The following is a 14488-nucleotide window of genomic DNA, read 5'->3' as shown; positions in this document are numbered from 1 at the left end:
GAAAAGGACGCAAACAAAAGCTGCCGGCTGCCGCAGGAGTGCGGACGGCTCAGTCCAGCAAGACGCAGGGGCGTAAAAACTCTAAATGAACGAGCTTCCCCACCAGATCCTCGAGCATCCGGCGCTGCCCGGCTGGAAGACGGACTTCGAGGCCTTCATGGCCGCCCATCCCGATCTTGATACGCTCGAGGTCATTCTGCCCGATACCAACGGCGTGCTGCGCGGCAAGTGGTTGCCGGGCAAGGCGCTCGAAAAGGTATTCGAGGGCGGCGTGGCCTTTCCCTATTCGCTTTACGGGCTTGATGTCTGGGGGCGCGAGGTCGAGGCCACCGGCATGCATCTGGAAACGGGTGACAAGGACGGTGTCTGCTGGCCGATCCCCGAAACGCTGAAGCTTGTTCCCTGGACCGACCGCAAGACCGCCCAGGTGCTTTTGTCCATGTACGATCGGGACGGCGATCCGTTCCTGGCAGACCCGCGTCACGTTCTGGAAAACATGGTCGACCGACTGAAGGACGAATTCGGCGTGACCGCCACCTGCGCCTTCGAGTTGGAATTCTATCTGTTCGAGGAAAGTGACGGCGACTGGACGGAGCAGCCCAAGCCGCTGTTCTCCACGCATCTCGGCCCTGCCCGCCAGAACATGTACGCGCTGTCCGACCTGGAGGCCTTGCTGCCGGTGGTGGACGATCTGCGGAAGGCCTGCGAGGTTCAGGGCATTCCGGCGGACGCTGCAGTTTCCGAAGCCGCGCCCGGCCAGTTCGAACTCAACCTGCACCATCGTCGCAACCCGCTCCTGGCGGCCGATGACGTTGTCATGCTGCGCCGCCTGGTGGCGGGTGTCGCCCGCAAGCACGAACTCAAGGCGTCCTTCATGGCCAAGCCTTTCGTGGAATGGCCCGGCAACGGCATGCATGTGCACGTGTCCATGGAAGACGATAACGGCAATTTGTTCGCGGATCCGGAAACCGGCGCAGACCGGCTGGGATATGCCATCAACGGTCTCTTGAAGACCATGCCGGAAGCTCTGTTGCTGTTCATTTCCACCTTCAACGGCTTCCGCCGGATGCAGCCGGGCTCCTATGCCCCGGCCTCCATCTGCTGGGGCTACGACAATCGCTCCGTGGCGTTGCGCGTTCCTGCCTCGACACCGGAAGCTGCTCGTGTCGAACACCGGATCGCAGGCGCCGACGCCAACCCCTATCTTGTGCTGACGGGCATTCTCGCCGGCATGATGGAAGGCCTCAGGCTGAAAAAGGATCCGCCTGCGCCCGTGACCGGCAATGCGTATGAGAAACGCAAGAAGCGACTGACCCCCTGGATGGACGAAGCCATTGATGCTTTTGAAGCCTCCAAGCTGATGAAACAGGCGGTCGGAAAGGAAATGCACAAGGTACTTACCGAGATCAAACGGGAGGAACTGAACGAATTTGGGCGGGAGATCTCATCGCTTGAGCGACAGACGTATTTGTGATCGGCTGCTGCCCAAAATCGACGCTGGACAAAAACCGGCGCCATAGCCAATCTGCGGGACAGACAAGACGCAAACAGCGCAAATGTCCATTTGCATTCAGGCACTAGGCCATCAAAGGGCCACTGACAAAACTCTGAGGGGAGTTCTCAAATGACGTTTAAATCCATGTTGACCGGGGTCGCCGTTCTCAGCCTGATGAGCGGTGCTGCATTCGCCCAGGACAAGGTCGTGAATGTCTACAACTGGTCCGACTACATCGACGAGACCATCCTGGAAGACTTCACCAAGGAAACCGGCATCAAGGTTGTCTACGACGTGTTCGACAGCAACGAAGTGCTGGAAACCAAGCTGCTGGCAGGCGGTACCGGCTACGATGTCGTCGTGCCGACCGGAACCTTCCTGGCCCGCCAGATTCAGGCCGGTGTTTTCTCTGAACTCGACAAGTCCAAGCTGACCAACCTGTCCAACATGTGGAAGGACATCGAGGCACGGGTCGACAAGTATGATCCGGGCAACAAGCACTCGATCAACTACATGTGGGGCACCACCGGTTTCGGCTACAATGTCGACAAGGTGAAGGCCGCGCTCGGCGACAACCCGCCGGTGGACAGCTGGGATCTCCTGTTCAAGAAGGAGAACATCGAGAAGCTGAAGGATTGCGGCGTGTTCATCCTGGACGCTCCGACCGAGCTGATCCCGGCTGCCCTCAACTATCTGGGTCTCGATCCGGACAGCAAGGACCCGGCGGAAATCGAAAAGGCCGGTGAGCTCCTGATGTCGGTTCGCCCGTACATCCAGAAGTTCCATTCTTCCGAATACATCAACGCTCTTGCCAATGGCGATATCTGCCTTGCGGTCGGCTGGTCCGGTGACGTTCTGCAGGCGCGCGACCGTGCGGCGGAAGCCGACAACGGTGTGACCGTCGAATATTCGATCCCGAAAGAGGGCGCGCTGATGTGGTTCGACCAGATGGCGATCCCGGCCGATGCTCCGCACAAGGAAGAGGCGCACGAGTTCCTGAACTACATCATGCGTCCTGAAGTGATGGCGAAGGCTTCCAACGTCGTCTACTACGCCAACGGCAACAAGGCGTCGCAGGAATTCCTCAACGAGGACGTGATCGGGGATCCGGCGATCTACCCGACCGAGGAAGCGGTGAAGAACCTCTACACCGTCACCCCCTATCCTCCGAAGGTGAACCGGGTCGTGACCCGCACCTGGACCTCGGTCAAGAGCGGCCAGTAAGCGAACACGAACACCGCCGGGCCCTTTCCAAGGGTCCGGCGATTTAGTCTTGGGAAGGTCTCTTAGGGGTGGGAGATTGTTTTGGCGAAGAAATCGATTGGACCGGTGCGTCGGGCCTACAGCCCGTGGGACGATCCGGACAAGGCACCATTTATCGAATTCCGGAATGTCACAAAAAAGTTCGGTGATTTCACCGCGGTCAAAGACCTGTCCCTGAAAATCTACGAGCGCGAGTTTTTCGCGCTGCTTGGTGGCTCAGGCTGTGGCAAGACCACCTTGATGCGCATGCTGGCGGGTTTCGAGACGCCGACTTCAGGGCAGATCTTTCTGGATGGCCAGGACCTGGCCGGAATTCCGCCCTTCAAGCGTCCCTCCAACATGATGTTCCAGTCCTACGCGCTGTTTCCGCACATGAGCGTCGAGAAGAACATTGCCTTCGGTCTGAAGCAGGACAAGTTGCCGGCCTCGGAAGTTGATGCGCGCGTGTCCGAAATGCTGCGACTGACCAAGCTGGAACAATTTGCCAAACGTCGTCCGCACCAGCTCTCCGGCGGTCAGCGCCAGCGCGTCGCGCTGGCTCGCTCGCTCGCCAAGCGCCCCAAGGTGCTGCTGCTGGATGAACCGCTCGGCGCGCTTGACCGCAAGCTGCGTGAGGAAACCCAGTTCGAGCTGATGAACATTCAGGAAGAACTGAAAATGACCTTCCTGATCGTGACCCATGACCAGGAAGAAGCCATGACAGTGGCCGATCGTATTGCCGTCATGGACAAGGGCGAACTTGTGCAGGTTGCGACCCCAGCCGAAATCTACGAAGCGCCCAATTCCAAGTTCGTTGCCGACTTCATCGGCGACATCAACCTGATCGAAGCCAACGTCATCGAGAAGTCGGACGCCGGTACGAAGCTGCGTTCGGTCGCGGACAACTTCTCCATCGAAAGTGATCAGGTGACCGATGCCGCCGTCGGCGATCGGGTCTGGTATGCCATTCGTCCGGAAAAGGTCCGCATTGCCCAGGGGCGCCGCGAAAAGGGCGTCCCCAACAGGATCGACGGCGTTGTCTGGGACATCGCCTACCTGGGGGACATGTCGATCATCCATTCGAAAGTCGGCGACGACGACGGCGATACGTTGCGCGCGACCTTCGCCAATGTCTCGCGCATGGTCGAAAACCCGATCACCTGGGATGACGAGGTCGTCATGTCCTTCGACCGGGACGCCGGCGTCATTCTAAAAGGGTAGGAGGTAACGATGTCCGACGTACACGTTCCCGCTCAACCCAAACGGACGCTCGGCGGCTGGCTGCTGATTTCGGTGCCATACATCTGGCTGCTGATCTTTTTTCTGGCGCCGTTCCTGATCGTCTTCAAGATTTCCCTTTCGCAGGTGGCCGTCGCCATTCCGCCCTATGTGCCGACCTTCGATCTGGCAGAAGGCTGGAACGGTATCTGGGAAAGAGTCTCTGAATTCTCCTTCGAGAATTATGTCTGGCTGACGGAAGACGATCTCTACTGGAAATCCTATCTGTCGTCGGTTGTTATCGCGGCGATTTCAACGCTTCTGACGCTCATCATTGGCTACCCGATCGCCTATGGCATGGCACGCAGTCCGCAATCCTTGCGTCCGACGCTGCTGATGCTGGTGATCCTGCCGTTCTGGACCAGCTTCCTGATCCGCGTCTACGCCTGGATCGGTATCCTGAAAAACGAAGGCCTGCTCAACCAGCTTCTCCTGATGCTCGGCATCATCGACGAACCGCTGGTGATCATGAATACCAACATCGCGGTCTTTATCGGCATCGTCTATTCCTACCTGCCGTTCCTGGTTCTGCCGCTTTATGCCAGCCTGGAGCGGCTGGACGGCAGCCTTTTGGAAGCCGCCGAAGACCTTGGATGCCCACCCTGGAAGGCCTTCTGGAAAATCACCGTGCCGTTGTCGCTGCCCGGTGTCATCGCGGGGTGTTTCCTGGTGTTCATTCCCGCCGTCGGTGAATTCGTCATCCCGGATCTTCTTGGCGGGTCCAACACCCTGATGATCGGCAAGACACTCTGGGTCGAGTTCTTCAACAACCGCGACTGGCCGGTGTCTTCTGCGGTTGCCGTGATCCTTCTGATGATCCTGGTGGTTCCGATCGTGCTCTTCCAGAACCAGCAGCAGAAAATGTCGGAGAGAGACGGATGACGCGCGGCCCGACCTGGTTCAACATCACCTCGCTGGTAGTAGGCTTTTCGTTCCTTTACCTGCCCATCGTGCTGCTGGTGATCTACTCTTTCAACGAGAGCCGTCTGGTGACGGTCTGGGGCGGGTTCTCCACCAAGTGGTACGCGTCGCTGCTGCAGAATGATCAGTTGCTCGACGCGGCCTGGGTGACCCTGCGGGTTGCCTTTGCGTCGGCCACACTGGCAACGATCATAGGCACCATTGCTGCACTTGTGCTGGTGCGGTCCGGACGCTTCGTCGGCCGGTCTCTGTTTTCTGGCATGATCTTCGCGCCGCTTGTGATGCCGGAAGTGATCCTCGGCCTGTCGCTGCTGCTGCTGTTCGTGGCCATGGACTATACGCGCGGATTCTGGACCGTGATGCTGGCGCATACCACCTTTGCCAGCTGTTATGTGGCCGTTGTCGTCCAGTCGCGTCTGGTCGGCTTCGACAAGTCGATCGAGGAAGCCGCAGAAGACCTCGGCTGCCCGCCGGTGAAAACCTTCTTCCTGATCACCTTGCCGATCATCCTTCCAGGGGTCATCGCCGGCTGGATGCTGGCCTTCACCTTGTCTCTGGACGACCTGGTGATCGCCAGCTTCACCACGGGACCAGGCGCCACCACGCTGCCAATGAAGATCTACTCACAGGTGCGCCTTGGCGTGACACCGGAGATCAATGCGGTCTGTACCATTCTCGTTGCTCTGGTCACCATGGGCGTGATTGCCGCCTCCATTGCGACCAAGCGGCAACAGGCGCAAAAAGAACGAGACGAAAGGGCGGCCTTTGGCGCGGAAGGGTGATGATTTCCGAAGCTTCCAGAAGTCGGTGATATTGTGTAGGCAATACTGAATTTTAACAAAACCATGCCTATTTTACGGTGGGGCGGTACACTTCATTGGTGTGTCCGGGCCGATGGTTTTTATTGGGGTATTGCGAGTGATGGCATTGCGGGAAACAGAGCATCTACTGGCTCTGGAAAGCAGCGCTATTTCCCGGATAAAGGTTCGTGAACTCGAAGCTCCAACGCTTTCGGATATGAGCGGTCTTTGGTCTTCGTTGAAGGGCGGCGTCGTATCGACGCCGTTTCAGACGCCGGAGTTTCTTGCAGCTTTGCAGGAAACCAAACTGAAGACAGGTGATTACCGATTTTCAGTGGGCGTTTTCGCGGAGCAAGGCGAGGAAGCCTCTCCCTGTATGCTGTTGCCGCTGGTGCGGTTCCAGCGTGGCCCAATCCGGGTCGTTGGCATGCCGGATTTTGGTCTCGCCGATCAGAATGCACCAGTTCTAGGTGCAGGATGCCGGGCCTCCAGAGAGTGCCGGGTTGCAATGATCCGGGCATTTTTTGAGCGTCTCCACGATGCGGATATCGTCGACGTACATAAACTGCATGGCCGGATCGACGCCCGGGAAAACCCATTGAACTTCATGCCGGAAACCATTTCCCAGAACAGTTCCCTTCTCCTCGACCTTCGCGACGGAGAGGGATCGGACAATTGGTGCGGCAAGTCCATCTACAAGAAGACCAGATCCAAATTTCGCAGGCTCGTGAAGGAAGGTGTCAGCCTGGTTGAGGCTGAAACGCCTGAAGAGCGAACTGAATTGTTCAAGACACTTGCGGCGCAGCGCAGCGACAGGTTCCGACAGCTCGGGCGGAAAGACAGTCTGGAACGTGAAGACCGTGCTGACTTCTACATCCGCCTTGCGCAGATGGAAGCTTCGTCCTCGCCTTTCAGGGCCATCGCGCTGAAGTGCGGAGAAGAGACCGTTGCGGCCATGGTGTTGATGATGTCTGGTTCCCAGGCGACCGCCGTGCTGGTGTCTATCGGGGATCCGCGGTGGCACGCCTTTTCGCCGGGTATGGTGTTGTTTGCCAAGGCGATACAGCACGCTGCGCAAACCGGTGTTCGCTGGTTCAGCTTCGGCACAGGACAACAGGAATACAAGCAACGGTTCGGTGGGGTTGAGCAACCTTCCCGACGTCTTCTTATGCCACTCAGCACGCGTGGACGGCTCTTTGTCGGTGCCCGTGAAGCGCATCGTGCCGCTCAGGATATGCTTCAGATCGCGTTGCGCAGGAATGGGGTGGATACGTGACGGAGATGTCGGACGTGGCAGGAAAGGAGACCTTCTGCGGGCAGGTGGCTGGGCAGAAGCTTCATGTTGTCTGGCATGAGAAGCCCGGCGCGGACCTTTTGCGCTCGCTTTGGGCTTCACTACCCGGCGGAGCCATATGTTCGGCGTTTCAGGCACCGCGGTTCGTCGAGTGCTTTTTTCAGGAAATGGCACCTGCTGCCTGCGACACTTTCGGAGTGCTTGCCGCTTATCGCGCCGGTTTGCAGGACCCGATTGCATTGCTGCCGTTGATCCTTTTCAGGAAAGGTCCGGTTCGCATCGCATCCACTCCCGACCTTGGCGTGGCAGACCAGAACGGCCCGGTATTGAGCGAAGCGCTCGCAAGCGAAGGCGCTGAAACGGTGCAGGCGGTCATGTCCGCCATGATCGAGGCCATCCCGGGTGCCGATGTGGTGGACATCAAGAAATTGCACGTATCGATAGGCAGCGCTGATAATCCCTTCTTTGTGCATCCAAATGCGAGCCCGGAAAGCAGCAGCCTCTTTCTGGAAACTGACGCCCTGCTCGCCGCCGGGGCCAAGTCCGGGATAAGTATCTACAAGAAGGCAAGGGTCAACTTTCGCAAGCTTCAAAGCGAAGACGTTCAGTTGGTCGAAGCAACGACCCCTGAAGAGCGTGTGAAAATTCTCGAAGCTCTGATCGTCTCCAAGGAGGAGCGTTTCAAAGCACTCGGCCGCGCCAATTCCATGAAACAGGACAACCGGGAAAACTTCTATCGCGCCCTGGCGGCCCAAGCGGGGCAGGAAAATCCCCTGAAGGTTCTGGCGTTGAGGTCCGGTCACGACGCCATCGCCGTGGTAGCGATGTTGGTGGAAGATGGCTACGCCACCCTCATTCTGATTTCGATCGGGGCAGAGCAATGGCACCGGTTTTCACCTGGCATGGTGGCACTGGTTCAATCGATCTACTGGGCGCGGGACAACAACATTCGGGTCTATGGTTTCGGCACGGGTCACCAGGGTTACAAAAGCAGGTTCGGCGCCACGGAACAGCCGACACGACGCCTGCTTTTACCGCTTACGGTGAAAGGTCACGCGGCGATCACTGCCCTGAAGGCAAAACGGAGTTTCCAGGAAACCGTTGATCGCTGGAAACATCGGAAAACCGCTCAGACAGCCTGATCCGGAAATGTCATCCCGCTCGCGGTGGCCGGATCAGGTAGATGACCAGCCAGATCGGCACGACGATGAAGGCGCCCAGGATCATGTTGGGAATGGCCCAGTCCCGAAACTCCAGCAGATAGATCCAGAGCTCCAGAGGGCTCATGCCGACGGAGCCCAGAATGTCCTGCGCGGTGATGTTCACGAAGGAAAGACCCGCGCCGACGAGCAGCGAGATGACCGCGATCTTGAAGAATGTCGACAGAAACGGGAACACGGTGCGTAGTGTCTCTCAGTAGGCTCAAGGTATCCGGTGCGCTGGAGAGTGGCGGTAACGCTCCGCGAACGATGCCTAATTCTTGCCGTTAAGGATTTACAAACCATAAACAACTTGCCGGAAACCGCCCAAACCCGCGCTGCAACGGCAGTTTGGCGTCGGGCAAAGTGACGCAAATCGATTAAGTGACGGGCCATTCATGTTTTTCGCTGCAACGCGGGAAAGAGCTCTTGACCCGGTCGAACCAAGCGGCGAATGTGCGCCTCACGCATGTAGCGGTCTTAAACGGGAGTGAAACATGAACAAAATTTATCCGGACGCAAAGGCCGCCCTCGAGGGGCTGACCTTTGACGGCATGACGGTGATGGCCGGCGGTTTCGGCCTCTGCGGCATTCCGGAAAATCTGATCGTGGCGCTCCGGGATTCCGGAGTCAAGGACATTACGGCCATTTCCAACAATGCCGGTGTCGATGACTTTGGCCTCGGTCTTTTGCTGCAGACCCGCCAGATCAAGAAGATGGTTTCGTCCTACGTGGGTGAAAACGCGACCTTTGAAAAGCAGTACCTGAACGGCGAGCTTGAGCTTGAATTCAACCCTCAGGGCACGCTGGCCGAACGCATTCGCGCTGGTGGCGCGGGCATTCCGGGCTTCTACACCAAGACCGGCGTCGGTACGCTGATTGCCGAAGGCAAGGAGCACAAGGACTTCAACGGCGAGACCTACATCATGGAAACCGGCCTCGTGGCCGATGTGTCGCTGGTCAAGGCCTGGAAAGCCGACAAGGAAGGCAACCTGATCTACCGCAAGACCGCGCGTAACTTCAATCCGATGATGGCAACCGCCGGCAAGACCTGTGTCGTGGAAGTCGAGGAGATTGTCGAGATCGGTGAACTCGATCCGGACAACATCCACACCGCCGGCATCTTCGTCGACCGTATCATCGTCGGAAGCCACGAAAAACGTATCGAAAAGCGCACCACGCGCGCAGCCTGAGGGAGAAAACATCATGGCCTGGACTCGTGATGACATGGCAAAGCGTGCCGCGCAGGAACTGGAAGACGGCTTCTATGTGAACCTGGGCATCGGCATTCCGACGCTGGTATCCAACTACATTCCGGAAGGTGTCCATGTGACCCTCCAGTCGGAAAACGGCATGCTCGGCATGGGCCCGTTCCCGACTGACGACGAGGTTGATGCAGACCTCATCAACGCTGGCAAGCAGACCATCACCGAATTGCCGCAGACCAGCTACTTCTCGTCTGCCGACAGCTTCGGCATGATCCGCGGCGGTCATATCGACCTGTCGATCCTGGGCGCTATGGAAGTGTCCGAGGGCGGCGATCTCGCCAACTGGATGATCCCTGGCAAGATGGTCAAGGGCATGGGCGGCGCGATGGATCTCGTCGCCGGCGTCAAGCGTGTGGTGGTGATCATGGATCACACCTCCAAGGCTGGCGATCCCAAGCTTCTGAAAGAATGCTCGCTACCGCTTACCGGCGTGAAATGCGTTGATCGCGTGATCACCAATTTCGGTGTCTTCGATGTTGTCGAAGGCGGCCTGAAAGTGGTTGAACTCGCTGACGGCGTAACGCTGGACGAGGTCAAGGAAAAGACCCAGGCAACGCTTCAGTCATAAGGCAGGATGCGCGCTTCGGCGTCGTTTTAAATCAAGGTGTCTGCGGTCCCGCAGGCACCTTTTTTCATGGCCGCTTCACCCAGCTCGTCGATTTTTCAATAAAAACTGACTGTTTGAACGTGTCGCAGGCACAATTTGTCCCGAATTGGAACCAATTCGTAGAATTGCCGAGGAAATTTCCAAATCCGTTAATAGATCGAATTGCGAATAACCCGCATAAATCAAGCATAGATAACCCGTTATCCTTTAAAAGCCGGGAAAGTCGATTTCCCGGCTAAAGAACAGATCAGTGTTTACGCGATCTGGTCACCCGCATTTACCTTCTTCAATCCACCTTCAAGACTTGTTCTGTATGGTGTTCAGGTATTCGCAAGGGGTGTTTGGCGTGCCTGGAACGCATGGGGCTGTCTCAAAGCTGATAAAAGTCCTGTCGACCTGGCTGCCCAGCCTGCGCACCCGCTTTGTCTTGCTGGTGGCCGGCCTGTTTCTGGCGCTCTCGGTCGTGATGATCATGGTGGCGAGCTACCTGGACCTGCGGGACGAGGAGCAAAGGGTGGTTTCGGACGCGCGGGCCATCGGGGCGACCGTCAGCCGACTGGCCGTACCGCATCTGACCAACCACCACTATCTGATCCTTGAACAGGAACTGGAAAGCATTGCCGGCAGCGGCGTGGTCGATCTGGCGCAGGTTCACGATCCCGCGCGTGCGGTCACTATCGACAGCGATCCGGACACGAGCTACTTCGACGAAATGGACCAGCATCCGCTGATCAAGCTGTCGCTGCAAACCGGGCTCGATCAGATCCGTCAGACCGGAGCCAGGATCGAAATAGCCTTGCCGGTGCGCGAGACGGCAAACAGCCCGGTTCTAGGGGTTGCGCTGGTGTCGGTCAAACGTCTTCAGGCCAACGGCATGCTGTTCGCCATCTGGGGACGGAACATCGTCATCACCCTGGTGCTCCTGATATTCTGTGTTCCGGTGACGTTTCATTTTGCGGAAAATTTCGTCCGGCCGATCAAGGCGCTGACCCAGACCGCCCACACGGTAAGCGCCGGCAATTTCGACGCGCCTTTCCCAGTCGAACGAACCGATGAGATCGGTGTTCTCGCCCGCGCCTATCGAGACATGGTCGGAACCATTCGGAACAACATGGCCCGCATTCACGAGCTTGCCTATGTGGACCCGGTCACGCGGCTGCCGAACCGGGAGAGCTTCCGTCAGCATTTCAATTCAAACATGCAGCTTGCGGACGGCACGCCGGTCCGGATGGCCGTTCTGTTTATTGACCTTGATCGCTTCAAGCGGGTGAATGACAGCTACGGACACGATCATGGCGACGCACTGTTGAAGGAAGTGGCGGCGCGGCTGCAGCGCTTGCTGAACTCCTCGGATAAGGTTGGGGCAGGCAAGACGGCTTTTTCACCACTTGTCGCCAGGCTCGGCGGCGATGAGTTTGCCATCGTCCTGCCGGCTGAAAAGCCCATGTCCAACGTCTACACACTCGCGGACCAACTGGTGCAATGCGTCGAGCAACCGCTGGAAATCAACGGTCTGACAATGGCCGTTGGGGCCAGCATCGGCGTCTCGACCTATCCGGATGACGGCGAGGACTACACCGCCATTCTGAAGAACGCGGACATTGCCATGTATGCGGCCAAGCGAACCGGCGGCAACCGTGCATGCTTCTTCAACGAGATCGAGCGCGATTCCCGCTCTCACGAACGCATTCGTCTGGAAGCGGAATTGAAACGGGCCCTTCTGGCGGATGAGATCACCATCGCCTTTCAGCCCAAGATCGATTGCGCCACGTTGAGGGTGGTTGGTGCCGAAGTGCTGGCCAGGTGGGACCATCCCGAACGTGGCCTGTTGGCACCGGGATGTTTCATCGATGTTGCCGAAGAAAGCGATCTGATCACGCGCCTGGGTGACAGGGTGCTGGAACTGGCCTGCCGCCAGGGTCGGGTCTGGCTCGATCATGGCCAACGTCTGCCGCTGGCCGTGAATGTTTCCATTCGCCAGCTTGAAAAGCCGGGCTTCACCGCCCGCGTCCTCGACATTCTGGAAATCACGGGCTTTCCGGCCGAGCTGCTGCAACTCGAGGTGACGGAGACTGTTGCCATGGGGGATCCGGAGCGAATCTCGGAGGCGGCAAAGCCACTTCTGGAAGCCGGCATTACCTTTGCGATAGACGATTTCGGCACCGGCTATTCAAGTCTGGCGCATCTTCAGCGTCTGCCGTTCAACACCTTCAAGATCGACCGAAGTTTCATCAGCGGTCTTGCCGATGACCATCACAGCCGCTCGATCGTTCAAACCATTCTGGCAATGGCGAAAAGCCTCAATTACGAGGTTGTCGCCGAAGGCGTCGAAACGGAAGAACAACACGTTTTCCTGGCTGAGAACGGCTGCACGACTGCGCAAGGCTTCCTGTTCGCGCGGCCGATGCCGGCAGAACATTTCGAAGCCTGGTCGAAGGCATTTCTGATGGATGGCAACCATCAGCACCTGGCCGCCGGAGCACAGCCAAAAGGCGGCAGCACGTTCGCCGCGTGAGGCAATTCGACGTTGACACGAACCGGCCTTACTCCGCCGCCTCGGTCTTCCGGCGTTCGGCGAGGGGGCGGATTGCGGGGAAGTCCTGATCGGTCAGCGTTTCCTTTGCAAGCAGCAATGAAGCCCCTTCGTCCAGTTCGCCGCGATGGCTGTTCAGGAGCGCCTTGGCACGCTGGAAGGCAGTTTCCACCCTTTGCTTGATGGCAAGGTCGATCTCCCGCTGGGTCTGTTCTGAAACCTCGGCAACGTCTCCGGCAGGCTGGCCGAGAAAGTTCTGGCGCTGGGTGGAATAGGCGCGATTGCCAAGGTCGGGATCCATGCCGTATCGCATGACCATGTCGCGGGCGACTTCGGTCACTTTCTGCAGGTCGTCGGAAGCCCCGGTAGAGATCTCGTTGAAGACAATCTCCTCAGCCGCCCGGCCGCCCATCAGGACAGCCATGCGGTTTTCCAGGTCGAGAGAGGACAACAGGAAACGATCCTCGGTCGGCCGCTGCATCGTGTAGCCGAGCGCGCCGATGCCGCGCGGGATGATCGAGATCTTGTGCACCGGATCACAGCCTTCCAGGTTGGCGGCAACCAGGGCATGGCCCATTTCGTGGAAAGCGACGGTTTTTCGTTCCTTGTCCGACAGGATCCGGCTGCGCTTTTCCAGTCCCGCAATCACCCTCTCCACTGCCTCGTTGAAGTCCAGCAGGGTAACGGCATCCGCCTGCCGACGTGTTGCCAGGAGGGCCGCCTCGTTGACCAGCGTCGCAAGGTCGGCGCCGGAGAACCCTGCTGTCAGCTGGGCAACCTGATCGAGGTCGATATCTGCGGCCAGCTTGATCTTCTTCACGTGGACATCGAGGATCGCCCGCCGGCCGATCTTGTCCGGCCGGTCGACCAGAACCTGCCGGTCGAAGCGCCCGGCGCGCAGGAGAGCTGGATCGAGGATCTCCGGCCGGTTCGTTGCTGCCAGCAGGATGATGCCGCTGGACGGATCAAACCCGTCGAGCTCGGTCAAAAGCTGGTTGAGCGTCTGTTCCTTCTCGTCGTTGGTGCCCATCGGGCCGGCTGCACGCGCCCGGCCCAGTGCGTCCAGCTCGTCGATGAAGATGATGGCAGGGGCGGCCTTTCGGGCCTGCTCGAAGAGGTCGCGAACCCGTGCGGCGCCGACGCCGACGAACATCTCCACGAATTCGGAGCCGGAGATCGAGAAGAACGGCACACCGGCTTCACCGGCCACGGCGCGCGCCAGAAGCGTCTTGCCTGTGCCCGGAGGGCCAACCAGCAGGATGCCCTTGGGCACATGTGCCCCCAGACGGCCATAGGAAGCTGGTTCCTTCAGAAAATCGACAATCTCCTTCAGTTCCCGCTTGGCTTCATCCACTCCGGCGACATTCTGAAAAGTGACTTTCACGTCCTTTTCGACAAACACCTTCGCCTTTGACTTGCCGACCGTCATCATGCCGCCAAGACCCTGTTTTTCGGCAAACCGGCGGATGAAGAACATCCAGAGGCCGAACAGCAGCAAGACCGGCAGCACCCAGGAGAGGATGTCGCGAATGAAGGTGTTCTGGACGACGCCGGTGTATTTGACGTCGTACTTGCTGAGTTCGTCGGCGAGCGGAACCTCGACGCGCGTAGTGACGAAATACTGCTTGCCGTCCTTCAGTTCCGCCTTGAACTTGCCTTCGATGAAGTTCTCCTTGACGGCGATCTCCTCGATCTTTCCATCCTTGAGGTACTGCTCGAACTGGCTGTAGGGGATCTGCTCGACGGTCTTGTAGGTGGTCCACCAGCTTTGGAACATCAGCACCAGCATCATGGCAATGAAGGCGTACCAAAGGTTTATCTGGTGTTTCTTTTCCATCGTGAAACTGTCCC

Annotated in this window: 12 protein-coding genes; 10 read left to right on the top strand and 2 right to left on the bottom strand. The window is 58.3% G+C overall.

Going from position 1 to position 14488, the window contains the following annotated elements; genetic code table 11:
• The first annotated feature begins 85 nt into the window (after window positions 1-85).
• From HCG46_RS11750 to HCG46_RS11720, 7 genes are all read left to right on the top strand, one after another.
• A complete protein-coding gene (locus HCG46_RS11750; RefSeq protein WP_023002189.1) occupies window positions 86-1474 on the top strand; it encodes a glutamine synthetase family protein in 1389 nt (462 codons plus the stop codon).
• A 150-nt stretch (window positions 1475-1624) separates the two neighbouring features.
• Complete coding sequence (locus tag HCG46_RS11745; RefSeq protein WP_031269801.1) at window positions 1625-2719, top strand: polyamine ABC transporter substrate-binding protein; 1095 nt, start codon at window positions 1625-1627, stop codon at window positions 2717-2719.
• An 81-nt stretch (window positions 2720-2800) separates the two neighbouring features.
• The gene (locus HCG46_RS11740; RefSeq protein ID WP_152508445.1) at window positions 2801-3958 is read left to right on the top strand and encodes an ABC transporter ATP-binding protein; all 1158 of its coding nucleotides are present in this window, start codon (window positions 2801-2803) and stop codon (window positions 3956-3958) included.
• Between the two features lie 9 nt (window positions 3959-3967).
• The gene (locus tag HCG46_RS11735; RefSeq protein ID WP_168686340.1) at window positions 3968-4897 is read left to right on the top strand and encodes an ABC transporter permease subunit; all 930 of its coding nucleotides are present in this window, start codon (window positions 3968-3970) and stop codon (window positions 4895-4897) included.
• Window positions 4894-5718, top strand: a complete 825-nt coding sequence (locus HCG46_RS11730) for an ABC transporter permease subunit (RefSeq protein ID WP_023002185.1) — start codon at window positions 4894-4896, stop codon at window positions 5716-5718. Before HCG46_RS11735 ends, HCG46_RS11730 begins: the two co-directional genes overlap by 4 nt.
• Window positions 5719-5857: 139 nt before the next feature.
• Entirely contained in the window at window positions 5858-7012 is a 1155-nt protein-coding gene (locus tag HCG46_RS11725) for a GNAT family N-acetyltransferase (protein ID WP_168686337.1), read from the top strand.
• Window positions 7013-7026: 14 nt separating this feature from the next.
• Window positions 7027-8172: a GNAT family N-acetyltransferase gene (locus HCG46_RS11720; protein WP_168686335.1), complete on the top strand. Its 1146-nt coding sequence runs from the start codon at window positions 7027-7029 to the stop codon at window positions 8170-8172.
• Between the two features lie 10 nt (window positions 8173-8182).
• Here HCG46_RS11720 and HCG46_RS11715 read toward each other — a convergent pair whose 3' ends face one another.
• Complete coding sequence (locus HCG46_RS11715) at window positions 8183-8428, bottom strand: DUF6460 domain-containing protein (protein WP_006940008.1); 246 nt, start codon at window positions 8426-8428, stop codon at window positions 8183-8185.
• A gap of 298 nt (window positions 8429-8726) precedes the next feature.
• On the opposite strand from HCG46_RS11715, the gene HCG46_RS11710 reads away from it, so the two are divergent.
• The 3 genes from HCG46_RS11710 (at window position 8727) to HCG46_RS11700 (ending at window position 12619) form a co-directional block, all read left to right on the top strand.
• Window positions 8727-9422, top strand: coding sequence for a CoA transferase subunit A (locus HCG46_RS11710; protein ID WP_168686333.1), 696 nt, complete (start codon window positions 8727-8729; stop codon window positions 9420-9422).
• A gap of 13 nt (window positions 9423-9435) precedes the next feature.
• Window positions 9436-10065 (top strand): CoA transferase subunit B, encoded by a 630-nt coding sequence (locus HCG46_RS11705; RefSeq protein WP_023002181.1) that lies wholly within the window; start codon window positions 9436-9438, stop codon window positions 10063-10065.
• A 385-nt stretch (window positions 10066-10450) separates the two neighbouring features.
• Window positions 10451-12619 (top strand): EAL domain-containing protein, encoded by a 2169-nt coding sequence (locus HCG46_RS11700; protein ID WP_168686331.1) that lies wholly within the window; start codon window positions 10451-10453, stop codon window positions 12617-12619.
• A gap of 28 nt (window positions 12620-12647) precedes the next feature.
• On the opposite strand, the gene ftsH is transcribed toward HCG46_RS11700, so the two are convergent.
• The gene (ftsH, locus tag HCG46_RS11695; RefSeq protein ID WP_152504662.1) at window positions 12648-14474 is read right to left on the bottom strand and encodes an ATP-dependent zinc metalloprotease FtsH; all 1827 of its coding nucleotides are present in this window, start codon (window positions 14472-14474) and stop codon (window positions 12648-12650) included.
• Window positions 14475-14488: the final 14 nt, after the last annotated feature.

Source organism: Labrenzia sp. PO1 (genome assembly GCF_012273635.1).
Classification (GTDB): domain Bacteria; phylum Pseudomonadota; class Alphaproteobacteria; order Rhizobiales; family Stappiaceae; genus Roseibium; species Roseibium algicola.
The sequence above is the reverse complement of the archived record's forward strand: the minus strand, read 5'-3'. Positions and strand labels throughout refer to the sequence as shown.